Here is a 20,978-nt window from a genome sequence, read left to right as displayed (position 1 = left end):
AGTCAAACATCTCTACGTGGACCTGACTCATGAAACGTAATGACCTGCGCAGTATCGATCTGAATCTGCTGGTGGTGTTCGAAGCGCTGATTCAGGAGTGCAACGTCAGCCGCGCCGCCGAGAAATTATCACTCGGCCAGCCAGCGGTCAGCGCAGCGCTGGTGCGTTTGCGAAAGCTGTTCAACGACCCTTTGTTCTTGCGCGTCGGTCGCAGGATGGTGCCCACGCCACGGGCATTGAGTGTTGCGCAGACGGTTGGGCCGGCACTGGATTGTGTTTGTACCGCGATCAGCAATGCAAAGATTTAGTCAGGCCGATCCCTTTTTTTGTCCTTATACATGACGGTCATCATTATTGTTGATAGCCAACTTCACTCCGTTCGATTCGTCGTGACCTCGCGCGAGGTCGAGAATCCGGAAAATCCTAAATCGTCTGGCGGACACTACCCATGGAACAGTCACTCAAACCTTTGCGTTATCCCCTTGCTGCGCTGGCGCTGATGGCGCTTGCCGCGTGTGATCGGACACCCAATGCCGCTCAGGCTCCGAAGGCGCCGCAGGTCACCGTTGCGAAAGTGCTTGAACAGCCTATTACCGAATGGGATGAAGTGACTGCGCGTCTGGAAGCGCCGGAAACCGTCGAGGTGCGTCCACGGGTAACCGGGCAGATTGACCGCGTAGCCTTCGCTGACGGCGCGCTGGTGAAGAAGGGCGATTTGCTGTTCCAGATTGATCCACGTCCGTTCGAACATGAAGTGCATCGCATCGAAGCGCAGCTGCAACAGGCTCGCGCCACACTGGTCCGCACCGGTAACGAAGCGCAACGCGGCCAGCGACTGTTGAGCAGTAACGCGATCTCCGCCGAGCTGGCCGACACCCGCACCACCACCGCCCAGGAAGCCAGGGCCGGTGTCGATGCCATTCAGGCGCAGCTGGATCTCGCGCGTTTGAACTTAAGCTTCACCCGCGTCACCGCGCCGATCACTGGCCGTGTCAGCCGTGCGGAAATCACCGCTGGCAACATCGTGACCGCCGACACCACAGCGCTGACCAGCGTGGTCTCCACCGACAAGGTTTACGCCTACTTCGATGCGGACGAACGCATGTTCCTCAAATACAGCCTGCTTTCCCGCCAGGGGCAGCGCGGTCAATCCACCCCAGTGTACATGGGCCTATCGAACGAGGAGGGCAACAGCCACCTCGGGCAGATGAACTTCGTCGATAACCAGGTCAATCCGAAAACCGGCACCATCCGGGGTCGCGCGGTGTTCGACAACGCGGACGGCCAGTACACCCCCGGCCTCTACGCGCGGTTGAAACTGGTGGGCAGTGCCGCTTATCCCGGCCTGCTGATCAAGGATGAAGCGGTGGGCACCGACCTCGGCAAAAAATTCGTGTTGGTAGTCGATCAGGACAACAAAGCCGTGTATCGCAGCGTCGACCTGGGGCCGAAACTTGAAGGCTTGCGCATCGTGCGCAGTGGTTTGCTGAAAGAAGATCGCATCGTCATCAACGGCCTGCAGCGCGTTCGGCCTGGCGCGCAGATCGATCCTCAAGATGCACCGATGGCCAGCCCGGAAACGGTCGCCACGCTAGCCCGCCAGCGTCAGGCAATTGAAGCCGCCAATCAGCCGGATTCCGCCAAGTCGCCCGCGCTGGTGAAAGCGGACTCTGCCGCTGCACCTCGCGGATAAGGAGCCTCGACATGAAGTTTTCCCAGTTCTTTATCACGCGACCGATCTTCGCCGCCGTGCTGTCGCTGCTGATCCTGATTGCCGGCGCCATCTCGCTGTTCCAGTTGCCGATCAGCGAATACCCGGAAGTGGTTCCACCGACCGTCGTGGTCCACGCCAACTACCCGGGCGCCAACCCGAAGGTCATCGGCGAAACCGTGGCGGCGCCGCTTGAGCAAGCCATCACCGGCGTCGAGAACATGCTGTACATGTCCTCGCAGTCCACGGCGGATGGCCGGCTGACATTGACCGTGACGTTCGCCTTGGGCACCGATCTGGACAACGCCCAGGTCCAGGTGCAAAACCGCGTGACCCGCACCGAACCCAAGCTGCCCGAGGAAGTGACGCGCATCGGCATCACCGTCGACAAGGCGTCGCCCGAACTGACGATGGTGGTGCACTTGACCTCGCCGGACAAACGCTACGACATGCTCTACCTGTCGAACTACGCGATCCTCAACGTCAAGGATGAGCTGACTCGTCTGAACGGTATCGGTGACGTGAAGATGTTCGGTATCGGCGACTACTCGCTGCGAATCTGGCTCGATCCAAACAAGACTGCTTCGCGCAACCTGACCGCGACAGACGTCGTCAACGCGGTGCGTGAACAGAACCGTCAAGTCGCGGCCGGGCAACTGGGTTCGCCCCCGGCACCGAATGCCACGAGCTTTCAGATGTCGATCAACTCACAGGGACGCCTGGTCACCGAAGAAGAGTTTGAAAACGTAATCGTGCGCAGTGGCCCGGACGGCGAGATCACTCGCCTCAAAGACATTGCGCGGATTGAACTGGGTTCCAACCAATACGCGTTGCGCGCCTTGCTCAACAATCAGGAAGCGGTAGCGATGCCGATCTTCCAGCGCCCCGGCTCCAACGCGATCGACGTCTCCGACCAGGTACGGGAGACGATGGCCAGGCTCAAGAATAACTTCCCGCAAGGCATGGACTACGAGATCGTCTATGACCCGACCATCTTCGTCCGCAGTTCGATTGAAGCGGTGGTCCATACGCTGTTCGAAGCGCTGGTCCTGGTGGTGCTGGTGGTGATCCTGTTCCTGCAAACCTGGCGCGCTTCGATCATTCCGTTGGTGGCGGTGCCGGTGTCGCTGATCGGTACGTTTGCCGTGATGCACCTGTTCGGCTTCTCGCTGAATGCCTTGTCGCTGTTTGGCCTGGTGCTGGCCATCGGCATCGTGGTCGACGATGCGATTGTGGTGGTGGAGAACGTCGAGCGGAACATCGAGTTGGGCCTCGAGCCGATGGAGGCCACCAAAAAAGCCATGGGCGAGGTGACCGGCCCGATCATTGCCACGGCATTGGTGTTGTGCGCGGTGTTCGTGCCGGCGGCGTTCATTTCCGGGCTGACAGGACAGTTCTATAAACAGTTCGCGTTGACCATCGCCATCTCCACGGTGATCTCGGCGTTCAACTCCCTGACCTTGTCGCCAGCCTTGGCGGCGGTGTTGCTCAAGGCTCATGGCGCACCGAAAGATCGTTTCTCCAAAGTGCTGGATCGCCTGTTGGGTGGTTGGCTGTTCAAGCCGTTCAACCGTATCTTCGAAAAGGCCAGCCATGGCTATGTGATCGGGGTGGCCAAAGTCATTCGAGGCAGCAGCGTGGCCTTGCTGGTGTACGCCGGTCTGATCGCCATGACCTACATGGGTTTCAGCACCACGCCAACCGGTTTCGTACCGACCCAGGACAAAAAGTACCTGGTGACCTTCGCGCAACTGCCGGATGCCGCGAGTCTTGATCGCACCGAGTCGGTGATCCGCCGCATGAGCACCATCGCCATGAACGAGCCGGGTTTTGACAGCGCCGTGGCATTCCCCGGATTGTCGATCAACGGCTTTACCAACAGCCCGAACGCCGGCATCGCGTTCATCGGCTTGAGTTCTTTCGATGAGCGTAAGGACCCAAGCCTCTCAGCCCGCGCGATTTCCGCTTCGCTCAATGCCAAGTTCGGTGGCATTCAGGACGCCTACATCGCCGTATTCCCGCCACCGCCGGTGCAAGGCCTGGGCACCATCGGTGGCTTCCGTCTGCAGATCGAGGACCGCGGCAACCTGGGCTATGACGAGCTGTACAAAGAGACCATGAACATCATCGCCAAGAGCCACAGCGTTCCGGAACTGGCCAACTTGTTCACCAGTTACACCGTCAACGTGCCGCAGGTCGAAGCCGCCATTGACCGGGAAAAAGCCAAGACTCACGGCGTGAAGATCAACGATATCTTCGACACCTTGCAGGTGTACCTGGGCTCGCTGTACGCCAACGACTTCAACCGTTTTGGCCGGACCTATCAGGTCAACGTGCAGGCCGAGCAACAGTTCCGCCAGGAGCCCGAGCAGATCGGCCAGCTGAAAGTGCGCAATGACCACGGCGAGATGATTCCGCTGGCCACGTTCGTCAAGGTCAGCCCGACATCAGGCCCTGACCGCGTCTCGCACTACAACGGTTTTCTCACCGCAGAAATCAACGGCAGTGCAGCCCCCGGCTACAGCTCCGGCCAGGCACAAGCGGCGATTGAAAAGCTGCTCAAGGAAGAGTTGCCCAATGGCATGACCTACGAGTGGACCGACCTGACCTACCAACAGATTCTGTCCGGCAACACCGCGCTGCTGGTGTTCCCGCTCTGCGTGCTGTTGGCGTTCCTGGTACTGGCCGCGCTGTATGAAAGCTGGAGCCTGCCATTGGCGGTGATCCTGATCGTGCCGATGACCCTGCTGTCGGCGATTGCCGGGGTGATCATTTCCAAGGGCGACAACAACATCTTTACCCAGATCGGCTTGATCGTGCTGGTCGGCCTGGCCTGCAAGAACGCAATCCTGATCGTCGAGTTTGCCAAGGATAAACAGGAACAGGGCATGTCGCCGCTGGAGGCGGTGCTGGACGCCTGCCGCATGCGTTTGCGGCCGATTCTGATGACCTCCTTTGCCTTCATCATGGGTGTGATTCCGCTGGTGACGTCCACCGGAGCCGGCTCGGAAATGCGCCGCGCAATGGGCGTCGCGGTGTTCTCCGGAATGCTCGGTGTGACCTTCTTCGGGTTGCTGCTGACGCCGGTGTTCTTCGTTCTGATCCGCCGCTACATCGAGCGCAAAAACGCGCACAAGGTTACCAAGGCTCACCAGGCAAACGCAGTGAATCCGGAGGCACACGCATGAACACCTTGAAGCTTTTTTTACCCAGCCTTCTGGTCATCGGGCTCGCCGCGTGTACGGTCGGTCCCGACTACAAAACGCCCGATACCGCGCCTGCAAATATCGTGTCTGTGCAAACCGGCCACTACGATCAATCGCGTTTTGAAACGGTGTGGTGGCAGCAGTTTGATGACCCCACGCTCAATCAGTTGGTGAGCAAATCCCTGGAGGGCAACCGCGACTTGCGCGTCGCGTTTGCCCGCTGGAAAGCCGCCCGTGCGATTCGTGACGACATCAGCAACGACAATTTGCCGGTGGTCACCAGCCGTGTCAGCAGCCAGCAGGGCAAGGCGCAAGTGCCGGGTCAAACGGAAAACCGGGTCAATATCGAGCGTTACGATCTGGGGCTGGACATGGCGTGGGAAGTCGATCTGTTTGGGCGGATCCAGCGCCAACTGGAATCCAGCGACGCCCAGGAAGACGCAGCGGCGGCAGACTTGTATCAGCTTCGCGTGACGATGATTGCCGAACTGGTGGATGCCTATGGCCAACTGCGCGGCGCACAGCTGCGGGAAAAAATTGCCCTGGCCAACCTGAAAAATCAGCAAGACTCGCGCTCCGTGACGGTCAGCCTGCGTGATGCCGGCGTCGGCAATGAACTCGACGTGGTGCGTGCCGACGCACGTTTGGCCGCGGTCGAGGCAACGGTGCCGCAACTTCAAGCAGAGCAGGTACGGCAGAAGAACCGCATCGCCACGCTCTTGGGTGAACGCCCGGATAAATTGAGCGTGTCGTTGAGCCCCGCCGAGTTGCCCGCCATCGCTAAAGCGCTGCCGATCGGTGATCCCGCCGAATTGCTGCGTCGGCGTCCCGATGTGCTCGCCGCCGAACGCCGGCTGGCTTCCGCGACGGCGGATATCGGTGTGGCCACCGCTGACCTGTTCCCGAGAGTGAGCTTGAGCGGATTCCTGGGTTTCACTGCCGGCCGTGGTTCGCAGATAGGTTCCAGTGCTGCCAGGGCCTGGGGTCTGGGACCGAGCATTACCTGGGCGGCGTTTGACCTGGGCAGCGTGCGGGCGCGCATCCGCGGTGCCGACGCCAATGCCGAAGGTGCGTTGGCCACCTATGAGCAGCAAGTGCTGTTGGCGTTGGAAGAGTCGGAAAACGCCTTCAGCGACTATGGCAAACGCCAACAGCGGTTGTTGTCGTTGATCAAGCAAAGCGAGTCGAGCCGTGCCGCGGCGGACCTGGCGGCTATCCAGTACAAAGAAGGAACGGTGGATTATCTGGTGTTGCTGGACGCACAGCGTGAGCGGCTGAATGCCGAGGATGCTCAGGCACTGGGTGAAACTGATCAGTACCGCGCAATCGTCGCGATCTATAAAGCGCTGGGAGGAGGCTGGGATAGCAGCGGTGGCAAGATAGCGGGGATTAATTGATGTGCCCGTGGGGCAGCGTCAACGCGCGGAGCTGAAACATTGCCGAAATATCCGGGCCGTATGATTCAGGTCATCGAAAACCTGGGGTGTTATGGATGAATCGGTCATCACGGAGCATGCGCAAACTGCTGGACGCTGTCGCCAGCAACAATGAAGTCGCCGCGTTGGACGTCATGCGCGCCACCGAGCAACTCAAGGACGAGCTGTTGCGCCAGCGGTTGCTCAACCTGATTCACCAGCTGAATCAGGACGCCCATGACTTACGACTGGCTCGTGACGACGTCCAGGGCGGGACCATCAAATTCGCGTGATGGGCCACCCAGCGACTCTATGCAGCGACCTATGCAAAGCCGAGGAACGACAGGACCACTACGACTACCACAACTAATCCGACGATGTAGATGATGTTGTTCATGAAGCCCACCTTTCAATCTGAATAGGATTGCGATACGAGGGTGCTGCACATAGGTACTGCACCTTTTGCGCGCCCTTCCATTTGGCAATTCAAATAGCCCAGCCCTGCCCAGGCAGTACGCGTACCAACCCCGGGCAGATGTACAACGCGGGTCAGTATTAGTAGGACCCGCTTGTTCTGCGCAAGGTTTCAGCCTTTCATCAGAGGCTGCTGAGGATGGGGCGCTTCAGGCGTCACCGACTGGCACCCGTAAGCCATCCAACACCCTATCGATCAGCAGGTCATACGCCTGCCTCAGGTTTCCAGGTTGGGTGGACTGAACAATCCAGATGTCCATCTTGAGCGAGAAGTCGTTGATTTCGACGATGGACAATTGATCCGCTGACGGACTGCTTTGCAGGAGTTGCACGGGGATCAAACCGAGCCCCAATCCGGCCACGACCATCCGCATCTGCATGGCCGCGCTATGAGTGTCGACCCCCAGTTTCAGTTTTTGCCCCTGTCCGCCCATTGCCGCTTCCAGAGCTGCTCGATACCCGCACCCCTTGGGGTTCAGGATCCACTCTTTGCCAGACAAGCTTTTGATATCGCTATGCGAGCCCACGACCGGCTTTTCTTTGCTTTGAACCACGAGGATCTCAAGCGTGGTCACCCGCTGGCCTTTCAGTCCGTCAGGCAGGTTGCTGGGGGCGGGCAGCATCAGCGTTGCTGCGTCCAATGCCCCATGCAGTATCAAATGCTCCAATTCGGAGCTCCAGTCAGTAATAAGTTGCATCTCAAGATCAGGAAATTTCTCCCGCATACGGGTCACAACGTCGAAAGCCACCGCGTCCGCAACCATTTGTGTAAACCCGACCCGGAATCTGCCGCTCGGCAACGCATCTTCCTGCGGAATGCTCAGCAGGTAGTGGGCATCGCGCAGTAAACCGACAGCGGACGCATAGATTCGGTGACCCATGGCAGTGGGTACAGGAGGGCGACTGGTGCGATCGAACAAGCTGACGTTCAGCGACTCCTCCAGATGTTGAATTCGCCGGGAGACCGCCGACTGGGTTATGCATAAAACTTCGGCGGCTTTGGTCAGTGAGGCGCACTCAATCACCGCGACAAAAGCTTTCAGATCTTCAAATAGCATGCGTAATACTCATTTATATCGAGCAAATAATGCGCTTGATGAATTTTGTCGTCCAGCCTAGCGTATTGCCACGTGCCAAATCATTTGTTCCGGCCGTACGAGCACATCCCATTCAATCAGGAATGCCCCCCATGCCATTAGCCAGAATCGACGTTGCCGCGCACACCTCAGCAGAAACAGTCGCCGCCATTGGCGATGTTGTTTATGAGGCGATGATCAATATTGCCAATGTTCCGGAGCACGACAGATTTCAGATTATCCATCGCCATGCAAAGGATGAATTGGTCTATCCCTCTGCAGGTTATCTCGGTTTGACCTACACGCCGGACATCATTTTTATCCAGATAACCTGGGTTGCCGGGCGCACGGTTGAGATCAAAAAAGCGTTCTACAAGGCGATCGCCGACGCGATTCACACCAGAACCGGGCTGCGCAAGGAGGACATCTGGATCAACTTGATCGATGTGAAGCGCGAGGATTGGTCCTTTGGTAATGGAGAAATGCAGTACGAACCGAAGGAATAATATCGATACTCAATGAAGGGAGATGTATCTCCCTTTTTTGCACCCTTTGAGTGAGTCAGTTAGATATCGACAACGACCTTACCCGTTGCCTCACCCCCGGCAACAATCGCATAGGCGTCATTAACGGTGTCGAGCGTAAAGCGCCGATCGTCCAGCAGAACCCGCAACTGTCCTGCTTCGGCCATTACGGTGGCTTCAGCGAGGATTTCGCCGTGGTGCTTGCGTCCTTTGCCGGTAATTAATGGCAGCAAGGTGAACACCCCGGAATAGGTCGCACCGCGAAACGACAGTGGCGCGAGTGTGTGTTCACCCCACCCGAGGCAACTGACGACGTGGCCGGTGTAGACCTTCGCCACGGCGAACGAGGCGTCCAGTGTCGCACCGCCGACGGTGTCGTACACGATGTCGAAACCCTCACCGTCGGTGCATTGCTCAAGATAATCCGCAGGCTTCTGTGCTCGGTAGTCAATGGCTGTGGCACCGAAGCGCTCGATTATTCCGAGTCCTTTAGCACTCCCGGTAGCGAATACTTCTGCGCCGCGTGCCTTGGCAATCTGAACAGCAACATGTCCGACGCCTCCGGCGCCACCTTGCACCAACACCCGATGCCCCGACCGAACATTGGCCCGGTCCACAAAACCTTCCCACGCGGTAATGAAAATCAGAGGCAATGCAGCAGCTTCGCGCATGCTCAGGTTACGCGGCTTAAGCGCCAGCAAGTCGGCATCGACGGCGATGTATTGCGCCAGCGAACCCTGTTGGCCGCCAATGCCACCGGCCATGCCGTAAACCTCGTCGCCGATTTTAAATGCCGTGACGTCGGCACCGACCGCTTCAATCACACCGGCCAGATCCATCCCCAAAACAGCGGGCAAAGGTTGGCGGGCGTGAAGTCCCTGACCGTTGCTGATTTTCGTATCCAAAGGATTTACGCCACTGGCGATGATCTTGACCAATACCTGTCGGGCGCTGATCTCAGGCAACGGCAGGTTCTGAATCTGTAAAGCGCTCGCAGGATGCCGAGCGACGGCAGCGAACATGGTTTTCTGGCTCATGTGGAACTCCTGTTGAAATGATGACTGCCACTTGGGGGCGATGGGTACAGTCTCACGCAGCAGAGGGATGCCGATAAGAGGGCAAATGCCTATAGTATTAATTCCAAATCATCGCTAAGTGGGCGGCTATGGATACGTTGGAAGCGATGGCGATTTTTATGCGAGTGGTCGAGCGGGGCAGCTTCTCAGCCGTTGCCCGAGAGATCGGGCTCAGTCAGCCGACGATCAGCAAGCAGATAGGCGCCCTGGAAACGCGGCTGGGCGGCCGACTGTTTGCCCGCAGCACGCGCAACCTTTGTTTGACGGACGAAGGTCAGCGCTACTACGAACATTGCCGGTTGATTCTGGCGGCTGTGGACAACGCCGAGCACAGTTTTCAGACTGGGCAGGAGCGGGTTGCCGGTGCACTGCGCATCGCGTCTTCAGGCAGTTTCGGACGGATACAGATAGCGCCGCGGCTGCACGGTTTTCTCCAGCAACATCCCGACGTGACGATCGACTTGCAACTAAGCGACAAAAACGTCGACCTGGTCAGCGAGGGGATCGATGTTGCCGTGCGAATAGGCGAGTTAAAGGACAGCAGTCTGGTCGCCAGGCAAATCGGCCTGACAAGACGTCGGGTGTTCGCGTCCCCGACGTATCTTGAGCAACACGGGTGGCCTGCAACACCTGATGATCTGCGCTTTCACAACTGCCTCGTGTTCAATCAACTGGAACACTTCGACAACTGGAGTTTCGAGCACGGCGGCCAATGGAGCAGCGTGCAGGTCAAGGGCAATGTACGCAGCAACAACAGCGAGTCGATTCGGCAAATGGTCCTGAGTGGATTAGGCATATCACTTTCCCCATCATGGTTATTTCGCGAGGACCTGCAGGCCGGGCGAGTGCTGGCGTTGCTGGATGGGCACACACCGTCATCTCTGCCCATCCATGCAGTGTCTCCCCCGGATCGCCGGCAGTCGGCTCGAGTGCGGGCGTTTACCGACTATTTACGCGATGCTTTTGCGGTCGACGGCGACGTCAAACCCATGTAGCGCTGTCATTTGTGCACTTTTATAAAGCCGTGGGGCAGGTCTCTGCACTATGCGATGGCAAACGCCGGATGGCTTCCCATGCCGCTTCAACAGTCACACGCCTGAAAAGCCTGCTCGAAGCGCTGTCTGCGCGATCTGGCACAAACGCTGCAAGACACTGTTCAGGCCCACCGCAAACGCAGTCGAGTGGGCAGCTCCCTCGGTCAACGACGATCGATTCGTGGGCAACATCGGTGGATCAGGCATAGACGTCTGGTGCTAACACCGCAAAAGAACAGGCAAAGACGCCTGGAACCGCAAAGGTTTCAGGCGTTTTTTTTTGCTTTTTGAACCGTTTTAGCCGGGTGCTTCTTATGAACTCCAATGTTGCCACGTTGAACAAGCTGCAAACGCTGATCGTGATCGGCAATGGCATGGTCGGACATCATTGCGTCGAACAACTGATCGAGCGCGGTGCGCTCGATCACTATCGGCTGCACGTCTTCAGCGAGGAGCCGATGCGAGCCTACGACCGCGTGCACCTGTCCGAATACTTCTCCGGCCGTGATGCCGAATCACTGGCGCTGTCTGACGCGTCGCTTTACCAGACGCCGGGCGTCACCCTGCATTTGGGTGTCCCGGTCCTGGAAATCGACCGCGCCCGGCGTGAGGTAATTACCGCGCAAGGTTGCGTCACTTACGACAAATTGGTCCTGGCCACCGGGTCCTACCCGTTTGTGCCGCCGATCGAAGGCGCCGAGGGCGACTCGCGCCTGGTCTATCGAACCCTCGAAGACCTCGACGCTATCCGTACAGCGGCTACCAACGCCCGGCGCGGTGTGGTGGTGGGCGGTGGCTTGCTGGGCCTTGAGGCCGCCAATGCGCTGAAAAGCTTGGGCCTGGAAGCGCATGTCGTGGAATTCGCCCCGCGCCTGATGCCGGTGCAGCTGGACGAGATGGGCGGCTTTGCGCTGAAGTCGCAGATTGAAAGGCTTGGCGTCGGTGTGCACCTGTCGCGCGCCACTCAATCGATCAGTGCCGGCGAGCATTACCGCTACCGCATGAATTTTGCCAATGACGAATTCCTCGAAACTGACCTGATCGTGTTTTCGGCCGGTATCCGCGCACAAGATGCGCTGGCCCGCCAGTGCGCACTGGAAATCGGTCCGCGCGGCGGCGTGGTAATTGACGATGAGTGCCTGAGCATTGATCCGAACATTTACGCCATCGGCGAGTGCGCCTCCTGGAATGGCAGCCTGTTCGGCCTGGGCGCGCCGGGCTACCAGATGGCTCGCAGCGTCGCGGCGCGGCTGGGCCACGAGGTCGCCGAGCCGTTCATGGGCGCGGACATGTCGACCAAGCTCAAGCTGCTGGGCGTCGATGTCGGCTCCATCGGTGACGCTCACGCCAACACGCCGGGTGCACGCAGTTATCAGTTCATCGACGAAACCACGGCCAGCTATCGACGCCTGGTGGTGGACGCGACCGGCAAACACGTACTCGGTGCGGTGCTGGTTGGCGACAACAGCTATTACGACACCCTGTTGCAATACATGCAGAACGCCATTGCGCTGCCGTCCGAACCAGCCAGCCTGATTCTGCCGTCGTCCGAGGGCGCACCAGCCCTGGGGCCAGGCGCGTTGCCTGAATCGGCAACCGTCTGCTCGTGCCATAACGTCACCAAGGGCGCCATCTGCTCGGCCATCGACGGCGGCTGCACCGACCTCGGCCAGCTCAAGTCGCAGACCAAGGCGTGTACTGGCTGCGGCGGTTGTGCCGGTTTGCTCAAGCAAGTCTTCGAACACGAACTGATCGCCCGTGGCGTCAGTGTCGACAAAAGCCTCTGCGAACACTTCGCCTATACCCGTCAGGAGCTGTACGCGCTGGTGCGGGTAGAAGGGGTGATCACCTTCGAAGAACTGCTGGCCAAGCATGGCCGTGGCCACACCGGTTGCGATGTCTGCAAACCGGCCGTGGGCTCGATCCTCGCTTCGTGCTGGAATCAGCCGATCATGGACGCCTCACTGGTGCCGTTGCAGGACACCAACGATACCTTCATGGCCAACATGCAAAAAAACGGCACCTATTCGGTAGTGCCGCGCATCCCCGGCGGTGAAATCACCGCCGACAAGCTGATCGCGATTGGTGTGGTGGCGAAGAAATATGACCTCTACACCAAAATCACCGGTGGCCAACGTATCGACCTGTTCGGCGCCCAGTTACATCAGTTGCCGGAAATCTGGGGCGAGTTGATCGAAGCCGGTTTCGAAACCGGGCACGCCTATGGCAAATCGACCCGCACGGTGAAGTCCTGCGTCGGCAGCACCTGGTGCCGTTACGGCGTGCAGGACAGCGTACAAATGGCCCTGACCATCGAGGACCGCTACAAGGGCCTGCGCTCGCCGCACAAGCTCAAATTCGCGGTGTCCGGTTGCACCCGCGAGTGCGCCGAGGCACAGAGCAAAGACGTTGGCGTGATCGCCACGGAGAAGGGCTGGAATCTCTACATCGCCGGCAACGGCGGCATGCGCCCACGCCACGCCGAACTGTTCGCCACCGACCTCGACGATGAAAGCCTGATCCGATACATCGACCGCTTCCTGATGTTCTACATCCGCACCGCCGACAAATTGCAGCGCACCTCGGTGTGGCGCGAAAGCCTCGAAGGCGGCCTCGATTACCTCAAGGACGTGATCATCCACGACAGCCTCGGGCTCGGCGCAGAACTCGAAGCGCAAATGCAGTTGGTGGTCGACCGCTATGAATGCGAATGGGCCAACGCCCTCAAAGACCCGGAAAAACTCAAGCGCTTCCGCACCTTCGTCAACGATAAACGCCCGGACCCAGACATCCACTTCGTCCAGGAGCGCGGCCAACGGCGCCCGATCATGGCCGCCGAACTCAACCTTATCCCTGTCACCGAGGAGATTGCCTGATGAGCCAGTCCAATACCCAACGCATCGACTCCCTGAAAAACACCGAAGTCTGGCAAACGGTGTGCGAACAACAGGACCTCGTCAGCAACTCCGGCGTCGTCGTCTGGCTCGACGGCGCACAAGTGGCACTGTTCTACCTGCCGGCTGCGGAGGGCCGGACCCTCTACGCCATCGACAACCATGACCCGCAATCCGGGGCGAACGTCATCGGTCGTGGGTTGGTGGGGAGCATCAAGGGTGATCTGGTCGTTGCTTCGCCAATCTACAAGCAACATTTCCGCCTGGAGGACGGCAGTTGCCTGGAGTATCCGCAACAGCGCCTGCGTGTCTGGCCGGTGCGGTTGAACGGCGACGAGGTGGAAGTTGGACGGGCTTAAGCGTGCTATCTGGAGTCTGGTGGGGCAGTATGACTCTGGAAAAACAGGCAAACCGCCCGGTAGAATTTTTTTTGAAATCAAGGGGTTGCCAGCCTCGGGAAATCAGTACATAATTCACGCCATCGAAAGCACTGACCGCTCAAAAAGCTCAATGTTTTCAAGGAGTTAGATCAAGTATCTAAATCCAAGTTTGTACGCGTTTGGTGTTGTGCTACATGACATCAGATGTTTGAGGCCGAGTAGCAAAATGGTTATGCAGTGGATTGCAAATCCACCTACGCCGGTTCGATTCCGACCTCGGCCTCCACTTTAAACAAGCTCCGTAGATCTATGATTTACGGAGCTTTTTTATTTGCACTGCACTGCAAGATTTAGTCTTGAAAAGGGTAGATGCGAACTTGCTTCACCGGGGTGGGATGTATATATTTCCTCCTCTGCTGCACAAGCGTCAGAACTGCCAGATTGTTATGTGCAGTGTCAGGCCGCTTTACCGCGCTACCGCCCGAATGGCGAAACTGGTAGACGCATGGGACTTAAAATCCCCCGCTCGTAAGGGCGTGCCGGTTCGATTCCGGCTTCGGGCACCATCTAAAATCAAGGGTTTGCGGGCGAAAGCTGATGCAAACCCTTGTTTGTTTCTGGGTCGCTATTTTCCATCTGCTCCACAATTCACTGCCTATGCGATTGGTTGGGTGGCATTGCGGGGATAGTTTCCAGTGTGTCGAGATTCAGAAGGGTGAAATAACCACGGTCCGGTTTCCAGCCAGCGGTGTCGATGTGAATCACATTGCCAAGCCTGACTGGCCTGCGAAGCGGTGTATGTCCCACCACCAGTGCGCGTAGGCCTTCAACACCCTGCGTCTCAAGCTGATCGATTCGCCGTCGTGACCACATGCACCTATTCTGCAATTGCGTCAGTTGCACATTGTTTTCTGGCGTTTCCAGTTCTATTCGCAGTTCCTCCCACGATGGAAACGGGCAGTCGGCGTGCACGATGCCGATCAGGCCGTGTGCTGTTTCGATTTCGATGGCGATAGGGAGTTCGGCGAACTGCGCCGAGAAAGCTTGCTGGTCGGCTAGCGACAGGCCTGCAAACCATGAACCGCCGTTGTAGATCCAGCTGTCGACGTCGCAGGTATCGAAGTGAACCACGTAGTCGTCATGGTTGCCGCGCACCGGATGGAACCAGGGCCTGGCAAGCCAATGAAGTACATCGCGGCACTCAGGCCCGCGGTCAATCAGATCGCCGACACTGAACAGGCGATCGAGCAAGGGATTAAACCCGGCTGCATCCAGCGCGGCCTGCAACCGAGTGAAATAGCCATGAATGTCGCCGACCGCGAAATCTCGGCCGACCGCGTTCGCGGTGAAGCGCTTCACGCGCGACACCTCTATCGTTTTTCGCATGGGAATGCCTTGCCCCTCACAGGCCAACGGGCTGGTGTTCAGTTGAGTTTAGGCCAGGACGGGGTGGAGGGCAGTGAGGCTGGCAGCCCCGATATCGTCGGTGCTGACATGGCGGGTGTGCCTGTTCGATTTCAGCTTAAAAAACTATCTAAAACCAAGGGTTTGCCGGCGAAATCTGAAGCAAACCCTTGTTCATTTCCGGGCCGTTGTTAGCGACCACCCGCAGACGGATCGGCATTGCGCCGATCACTCCCGTCAGGGTTGCCCGTGTCCAATAGCCTTCTTTCCACCAACACATTTTGCAGGGCCTGGCGGGCCACAGGATCCAGCTGATGCTCTCGCTCCTTGAGTTCCAGCAAGATCGGGCTGGACCAGGTGCGATAGGTTTGCTCGGCAATACGAATGGCAGTCATCTATCTCTCCTTGATTGGGCGTCTTCCAGCAAGGCGCCACATTTCGATGCGATAGAAATCCTAGTTGAGGAATCTGTTTATCGCCAACACACGACCTGGCAAGGCTGACGCAAGTGCAGGTGAAGCTATTGAATTAATAGTCAAATAGTATATTCAGTGCTTTTAGTTTATCTAATCTTAAGGTTTGCGTTGCCTGATTGTATAAATAAGAAAGAGGTGGAAGTGATGAGTAAGTTATTGACTGCCTTTGCAGTAACGCTATTCCTGGCTGGATGCGCTTCAGGTCAGCAGACGCCCAATGCAGCCCATATGCCCGCACCTCCAGGCGCGAAGCAATTGAGTGGAGCCGAGATTCACCAGACGTTGATTGGTCGTAAGCTGCAAAGCGAAACTGCTGGGGGACTGCCTTTCTGGGAGACCTTGAGCCCTGATGGAACAGCGGCGATTCAAATTGCCAAAGATCCGATTCAAAAAGGCAGTTGGACCGTTGCTGGCGACGTCATCTGTGTCACCTACCAAGAGTACGGAAAAGAATGCAATACAGCACACAGTGACGGTGTTTCAGTCTGGCTTGTCGATCAGACGAAAAAGACGACCAACAATAGGTTCAGTGTGCATTAGTTCAAGGTTATCTAACTAACGCACACTAACTGTCTCACTCGCAAGCGTGCACCGGGCCGCCAATTCAACCTTCGTTTGCCCAGACGCCCGAAGCGGCTGTGCGCCGAACATAATCGGTAAAGTCCCGCGCCGGTCGACCCAATGCACGCTGTACGCCATCGGCAACCGGTGTATTGCGGCCATCGAGTACGGTGGTGAAGAGGTACAGCACCAGGTCAATCAGTTGAGCCGGTAGTTCTGCCTGTTCCAACGCCTGGCGATATTCTTCCGCTGGCACTGCGGCGAAACGGATATTGCGTTGGGTCTCATCGGCGATTTCAGCGACTGCCTCGGCAAAGGTCAGCGCGCGTGGCCCCGTCAGTTCATAGAGTTGGCCTGAGTGCCCTGGTTGGGTCAGCGCCTCGACCGCGATCTCGGCGATGTCTTCTGCGTCGACGAAGGGTTCTGCGATGTTGCCGACGGGGAGGGCCAGTTCGCCCTGAAGAATCGGTTCCAGGAAATGCGCCTCGCTGAAGTTCTGGAAGAACCAGCTGGCGCGCAGGATTGTCCAGTCGACTCCGCTGTTTTGTACGACGCGTTCGGCTTGCTCAGCTTCGACTTCACCGCGACCCGACAGCAGCACCAGTTTGCTGACGCCGCTTTTGACGGCCAGGTCGGTGAATGCCTGAACCGTTTCAAGGGCGCCGGGGACGGCGAGGTCCGGTTGGTAGGAGATGTAGACCGCGTGTATGCCATCAAGCACCGCGTCCCAAGTGGTTCGATCTTCCCAGTCGAAGGCCGGAGTCGCGGCGCGCGAGCCCTGGCGAACGGCCAGGCCGGCGGCTTGCAGGCGTTCAGTGATGCGCCGTCCGGTTTTGCCCGTCGCGCCGAGAATCAGGATGGTTTCTTGTGTGGTTTTCATCGCGTTCATCTCCATCGGGTTAATGTGAGTGATGCTCATGTTTAAAAGATGATAAACGCTCACGTTCTATCGTCAACCAATGGAATCGATGAAACCGACGTGCGGTGCTAAGGTGAGCCTATGTCACGTTATTGATCGGGAACCATGCCAGTGCCCAGGAAAACCACCGAGCAATCTGTTTCAGAGCCGACTCGACGCAACCCCACGCAACAACGCAGTCGCGAGCGTAAGGAGCGAATCCTGAGCGTGGCGACGCAACTGATCGCCACCAAGGGCAGCGATCAAGTAAAGATGAGTGAAATTGCCGAGCGGTCAGAGATCTCGATCGGATCGCTGTATCAATACTTTCCCGACAAGAGTTCGGTCATTCGCACGTTGGCCGAACGCTATAACGTCGAAAGCCGTCGCTGTATCGAGGAAGCGCTGGCCGCGGTCGAGGATGAACAGGGGCTGAGTAGCGCTTATTCGGAGCTGCTCGACCAGTATCACGAGATCGTTCTCGCGACACCCGCAATGCGTGATATCTGGTCGGGCATGCAGGCAGACAAGCAACTTCTGGAACTGGAATTGGAGGAAAGTCGTGTCGCCGGGGCGTTACTGGCCAACGCGATGCTGCGGGTCAATCCAGCAATTGATGCGCAACAGGTCGCTGACGCTGCCTTTCTGATCTGGCAACTGGGTGAGGCGACGATGCGCCTGGCGATTTCATGCGCGCCCGAGGAAGGGCGGCGCCTGGTCGAAGCCTACAAGCGCATGTCGCTGCGCGAAATCATGCAGTCAGTGTCTGTGATGACACCCGGTTCATAGCTATTTCTGTGTCCAGCGCCCGCCGCCTGTTTCGCAATCGATCTTGGCTTGCTCTGGGTGTTCAGCACCATAGTAGTAAGTCGTTATCTGCGCATTGTCGGGAATGTGTAGCGACTTGCTGTTCTTGTCCTTGCTAATGGACTGAGGATTCGCCAGCGACTCTTGCGTCAATGTCGCCAGGCAGGTCGCCTGATAATGGTCGCCGCACTGTGCGACTTTTTTCTTGGTGCGGGTCAGCATTTCCTTGCTCTCGTTGCTGCACGACCAGTCGATGGCGTCCACCGGCATGTTTTCGTATTCATAACAGGTGTGGGTTTCGACCACGGGAACGGAAGGGCTCTGGGATCGGGTCATGACGTCGCAACCTTGGGCGAACACCAAGGTCGGGCTCAGGCTGGCGATCAGCAGCATCAGTCGGCTGTTCATCAGGATTTTCCTCTCCAATAGCGCCCTGTTTGCGAAGTCAGGGCCTATAGGTTTCGAAAGATGATGAATCGTCTCGTTCAATCCAATTTTCTGATATTGCCACGCGGCATCTGGCGGCTGAATCGGGTTAATTCGACTCAGCCGCCGACGTTGTCAGCTAAACGAAGGGTTGACCGGTAAAACCACGAGGCAATCTTTGCCGGCCGGCCATGGCAGTAAGGCGCTCGGTCCAGGCCGCGCGCCAGTCATTGGCGGTGTGGGTTGCTTTGGCTTTGCGCGCGGCACGGCGTGCAGCGTTGCGTTCGTCTTTGCGTGCGTCCTTGAATGCATCGGTATTGCGGCAGCTTCTGCATTTGACGCGGGTAAGTTCTTTGGTTGAAACGAGGTTGCTACCTGTGTGACCGCAGGCCAGATGCCCGCCGACTTTGAAGTGAGTGACCATTGGGACGTCTCCTTCGTGATGTGTGATCGTTTGACCTCCAGCGAGCGGTGACGTTCGTTGCCTGGAAAAAGGCCAAAAAAAGGCCCGCATGCGGGCGGGCCAAGGGATTCATCAATAGGAGTGGGTTCACTGTAGGACTTGAGTTGTGAAGGCTGTGTGAAAGGGAACATCTCGCAATAAAAAATCCCGGCGCCAGGCTGGGTTGGGGGAATAAACGGAGGCAATCAGGCAAGGACGCACCCGGTGACGATAACGTCGCCGTTCATGCGCCCTGAATAAGGCCGTAGCTTCGATGCGTAAATCCAGATTGAATCATCTGAACCGTGGCAGGGGCGGGTCGACAGGTCTGAGTGAAGACAGCGTGTTGCGAATCAGTGGCGCATCCTTCTCGATGTCGTTCAGGCGATCACGAATTCTGAGGGCCGTCGGGTGCCCGCCTTGATGATCGACCCAGTCGGCGATTTCCTTGCACGCCGCTGCCAAGCGAGCCTGGCGAGAGTCAAGCAGGGTGAGCAGGGTGGTGATGGACTCTTTTTCGGACATGGGAAACACCTCCGTTCAAGAAACCTGTAATTGGCAGCAAAAAGCCCGCTTGAAGCGAGCTGTCTGCCGATGGGGTCGCTGATCCTTCAGCTGATTTCAGTATAGACCCGGAAACGACAGGTGAATGTTCAGCCGTGTCGGGCCGTAAATTGTGACCTGGCGTTGAGTTGGTGGCATTCACGCTGGGCGTCTTCTTCAACAACGAAACCGTCACCGATGAAACCGCGAGTGCGGGTATCGGCGATGCGATACCAGACGGCTGCGTCGGGTGGTGGATGATTGACTTCACCGGCGCGGCGTCCATGAATGATGATCTTGTTGCAACGCTTCACAACGAAAATGTCTTCCATGGCGTCACCGCAGCTCATTTGTGTTCAGAACAACTATAGAAGCCATTTGCGATCGTGCAAAAAATAGGCAGGTCAGTTCGTCGGTTGAATCCTCACTCAAGCCCTGTAGGAGCTGCCGAAGGCTGCGATCTTTTGATCTTGATCTTTTCGAGACCGCTGAAAATCAAGATCAAAAGATCGCAGCCTTCGGCAGCTCCTACAGGTGCACGCGTTGTTTCAAGGGTTAGTGTTTTCAATGGCTTCGACCATCTTTTCCAGGTACATCGCCAGCCCGACTTCCTCGGCTCGAAGCCCCTTGCGCATTCTCGGTCTGGGCAACTCAGCCAGTGCACCCATGAGGAAACCGTCGAGCACGGCAGGGTGGATGTAGCACTTGCGGCAGACTGCCGGGGTGTTGCCCAGTTGCCTGGCGACGTTCTTCACCATTTCCACCACATGCCGCTTGGCATCCGACTCCGGCTCCCATTGCAGTTCGCGCAATACCGCCAGCGCCAGGGCGCTGCCGGCCCAGGTGCGGTAATCCTTGGCGGTAAAGTCGGCGCCGGTGAGGGTTTGCAGGTAGGCGTTGACGTCGTTGGAACTGATGGTGTGTCGCTCACCGTTTTCATCGAGGTACTGAAACAGGTTTTGCCCGGGAATGTCCTGGCAACGTTTGACGATCCGCGCCAGGCGCCGGTCCTTCACGGTGATCTGATGTTCGACGCCGCTCTTGCCACGGAACTGGAACAGGATCGCGCTGCCGTTGACCTCGACGTGACGGTTGCGCAGGGTGGTCAGGCCGTAGGAACGATTGTCCCGTGCGTACTGCGTATTGCCGACGCGGATCAGCGTTGCATCGAGCAAGGTGATGACCGTGGCCATGACCTTGTCGCGACTGAAACCGGGGGCTTCCAACAGCGCTTCCAGTTGTTTGCGCAGCTTCGGCAAAGCCAGGCCGAAGTCCCTTAGACGCGAGTATTTGTCGGCGTCGCGCACTTCTCGCCAGCGCGGGTGATAGCGGTATTGCTTGCGACCTCGGGCATCGCGGCCGGTGGCTTGCAGATGACCGCGCGGGGCGGCGCAGATCCACACGGCGGTGTAGGCCGGCGGCACGGCCAGCGCATTGATCCGTTTGATCTCGTCCGGGTCAGTGATGCGTTGACCCGTTGCGTCGAAGTAGCAGAACTTGCCGCGCAGTTTCTTGCGGGCGATTCCAGGCAGGGTGTCATCGACATAATGCAGGTCGGGCGGCAACACGTCGGGCAGCGCGGTATCAGGCATGGCGGTAGTCCTTGGCATCGAATCAGGGGCCGTTACAGC

The 20,978-nt window shown here is 57.9% G+C and carries 21 protein-coding genes and 2 tRNA genes; 13 read left to right on the top strand and 10 right to left on the bottom strand.

The window, feature by feature from the left end:
* Positions 1–29 precede the first annotated feature (29 nt).
* The 5 genes from AEQ67_RS19695 to AEQ67_RS19675 all read left to right on the top strand — a co-directional run bounded on the left by AEQ67_RS19695 (position 30) and on the right by AEQ67_RS19675 (position 6,625).
* Positions 30–308, top strand: a complete 279-nt coding sequence (locus AEQ67_RS19695) for a LysR family transcriptional regulator (protein WP_059405498.1) — start codon at positions 30–32, stop codon at positions 306–308.
* Between the two features lie 140 nt (positions 309–448).
* Positions 449–1,693, top strand: a complete 1,245-nt coding sequence (gene mexE / locus AEQ67_RS19690) for a multidrug efflux RND transporter periplasmic adaptor subunit MexE (protein ID WP_059405497.1) — start codon at positions 449–451, stop codon at positions 1,691–1,693.
* 11 nt (positions 1,694–1,704) lie between these two features.
* A complete protein-coding gene (locus AEQ67_RS19685; RefSeq protein WP_059405496.1) occupies positions 1,705–4,899 on the top strand; it encodes an efflux RND transporter permease subunit in 3,195 nt (1,064 codons plus the stop codon).
* The gene (locus tag AEQ67_RS19680) at positions 4,896–6,314 is read left to right on the top strand and encodes an efflux transporter outer membrane subunit (protein WP_059405495.1); all 1,419 of its coding nucleotides are present in this window, start codon (positions 4,896–4,898) and stop codon (positions 6,312–6,314) included. The genes AEQ67_RS19685 and AEQ67_RS19680 overlap by 4 nt, the downstream gene beginning before the upstream one ends.
* A 95-nt stretch (positions 6,315–6,409) precedes the next feature.
* Complete coding sequence (locus AEQ67_RS19675; RefSeq protein WP_059405494.1) at positions 6,410–6,625, top strand: hypothetical protein; 216 nt, start codon at positions 6,410–6,412, stop codon at positions 6,623–6,625.
* Between the two features lie 330 nt (positions 6,626–6,955).
* Here AEQ67_RS19675 and AEQ67_RS19670 read toward each other — a convergent pair whose 3' ends face one another.
* Complete coding sequence (locus AEQ67_RS19670; RefSeq protein WP_059405493.1) at positions 6,956–7,864, bottom strand: LysR family transcriptional regulator; 909 nt, start codon at positions 7,862–7,864, stop codon at positions 6,956–6,958.
* Between the two features lie 131 nt (positions 7,865–7,995).
* Here AEQ67_RS19670 and AEQ67_RS19665 point away from each other — a divergent pair, with 131 nt between their 5' ends.
* Positions 7,996–8,388 carry a tautomerase family protein gene (locus AEQ67_RS19665; RefSeq protein ID WP_059405492.1) on the top strand — a complete coding sequence of 131 codons (393 nt, stop codon included), beginning with the start codon at positions 7,996–7,998 and terminating at the stop codon, positions 8,386–8,388.
* A 59-nt stretch (positions 8,389–8,447) separates the two neighbouring features.
* Here AEQ67_RS19665 and AEQ67_RS19660 read toward each other — a convergent pair whose 3' ends face one another.
* Positions 8,448–9,443, bottom strand: a complete 996-nt coding sequence (locus AEQ67_RS19660) for a zinc-dependent alcohol dehydrogenase family protein (RefSeq protein ID WP_059405491.1) — start codon at positions 9,441–9,443, stop codon at positions 8,448–8,450.
* A 128-nt stretch (positions 9,444–9,571) separates the two neighbouring features.
* Here AEQ67_RS19660 and AEQ67_RS19655 point away from each other — a divergent pair, with 128 nt between their 5' ends.
* The 5 genes from AEQ67_RS19655 to AEQ67_RS19635 all read left to right on the top strand — a co-directional run bounded on the left by AEQ67_RS19655 (position 9,572) and on the right by AEQ67_RS19635 (position 14,356).
* Positions 9,572–10,477: a LysR family transcriptional regulator gene (locus AEQ67_RS19655; protein ID WP_059405490.1), complete on the top strand. Its 906-nt coding sequence runs from the start codon at positions 9,572–9,574 to the stop codon at positions 10,475–10,477.
* Between the two features lie 353 nt (positions 10,478–10,830).
* Positions 10,831–13,392: a nitrite reductase large subunit NirB gene (gene nirB, locus AEQ67_RS19650; protein ID WP_059405489.1), complete on the top strand. Its 2,562-nt coding sequence runs from the start codon at positions 10,831–10,833 to the stop codon at positions 13,390–13,392.
* Positions 13,392–13,769: a nitrite reductase small subunit NirD gene (gene nirD / locus AEQ67_RS19645; protein ID WP_059405488.1), complete on the top strand. Its 378-nt coding sequence runs from the start codon at positions 13,392–13,394 to the stop codon at positions 13,767–13,769. The genes nirB and nirD overlap by 1 nt, the downstream gene beginning before the upstream one ends.
* 233 nt (positions 13,770–14,002) lie before the next feature.
* Positions 14,003–14,076 (top strand) — tRNA-Cys (locus AEQ67_RS19640).
* Between the two features lie 193 nt (positions 14,077–14,269).
* Positions 14,270–14,356 (top strand) — tRNA-Leu (locus AEQ67_RS19635).
* 82 nt (positions 14,357–14,438) lie between these two features.
* On the opposite strand, the gene AEQ67_RS19630 is transcribed toward AEQ67_RS19635, so the two are convergent.
* Positions 14,439–15,176 carry a metallophosphoesterase gene (locus AEQ67_RS19630; RefSeq protein WP_059405487.1) on the bottom strand — a complete coding sequence of 246 codons (738 nt, stop codon included), beginning with the start codon at positions 15,174–15,176 and terminating at the stop codon, positions 14,439–14,441.
* 209 nt (positions 15,177–15,385) lie between these two features.
* Positions 15,386–15,589: a hypothetical protein gene (locus tag AEQ67_RS19625; protein WP_059405486.1), complete on the bottom strand. Its 204-nt coding sequence runs from the start codon at positions 15,587–15,589 to the stop codon at positions 15,386–15,388.
* Positions 15,590–15,814: 225 nt separating this feature from the next.
* On the opposite strand from AEQ67_RS19625, the gene AEQ67_RS19620 reads away from it, so the two are divergent.
* Complete coding sequence (locus tag AEQ67_RS19620) at positions 15,815–16,210, top strand: hypothetical protein (RefSeq protein WP_059405485.1); 396 nt, start codon at positions 15,815–15,817, stop codon at positions 16,208–16,210.
* A 64-nt stretch (positions 16,211–16,274) separates the two neighbouring features.
* Here the strand turns inward: AEQ67_RS19620 and AEQ67_RS19615 are convergent, their stop codons facing one another.
* Complete coding sequence (locus AEQ67_RS19615) at positions 16,275–17,111, bottom strand: NAD(P)H-binding protein (RefSeq protein WP_059405484.1); 837 nt, start codon at positions 17,109–17,111, stop codon at positions 16,275–16,277.
* Positions 17,112–17,255: 144 nt separating this feature from the next.
* Here AEQ67_RS19615 and AEQ67_RS19610 point away from each other — a divergent pair, with 144 nt between their 5' ends.
* Positions 17,256–17,918: a TetR/AcrR family transcriptional regulator gene (locus AEQ67_RS19610; protein ID WP_059405483.1), complete on the top strand. Its 663-nt coding sequence runs from the start codon at positions 17,256–17,258 to the stop codon at positions 17,916–17,918.
* On the opposite strand, the gene AEQ67_RS19605 is transcribed toward AEQ67_RS19610, so the two are convergent.
* From AEQ67_RS19605 to AEQ67_RS19585, 5 genes are all read right to left on the bottom strand, one after another.
* Entirely contained in the window at positions 17,919–18,344 is a 426-nt protein-coding gene (locus tag AEQ67_RS19605) for a hypothetical protein (RefSeq protein WP_059405482.1), read from the bottom strand.
* Between the two features lie 157 nt (positions 18,345–18,501).
* Entirely contained in the window at positions 18,502–18,786 is a 285-nt protein-coding gene (locus tag AEQ67_RS19600; RefSeq protein WP_059405481.1) for a hypothetical protein, read from the bottom strand.
* A 312-nt stretch (positions 18,787–19,098) separates the two neighbouring features.
* Entirely contained in the window at positions 19,099–19,329 is a 231-nt protein-coding gene (locus AEQ67_RS19595; RefSeq protein ID WP_059405480.1) for a hypothetical protein, read from the bottom strand.
* Positions 19,330–19,457: 128 nt separating this feature from the next.
* Positions 19,458–19,679 carry a hypothetical protein gene (locus tag AEQ67_RS19590; RefSeq protein WP_059405479.1) on the bottom strand — a complete coding sequence of 74 codons (222 nt, stop codon included), beginning with the start codon at positions 19,677–19,679 and terminating at the stop codon, positions 19,458–19,460.
* Positions 19,680–19,895: 216 nt separating this feature from the next.
* A complete protein-coding gene (locus AEQ67_RS19585; RefSeq protein ID WP_059405478.1) occupies positions 19,896–20,939 on the bottom strand; it encodes a DNA topoisomerase IB in 1,044 nt (347 codons plus the stop codon).
* Positions 20,940–20,978: the final 39 nt, after the last annotated feature.

The sequence above is a fragment of the Pseudomonas sp. RIT-PI-q genome (assembly GCF_001297125.1).
Lineage (GTDB): Bacteria > Pseudomonadota > Gammaproteobacteria > Pseudomonadales > Pseudomonadaceae > Aquipseudomonas.
Note: the sequence above shows the minus strand (reverse complement) of the source record. Positions and strands in the feature narration are given on the sequence as shown.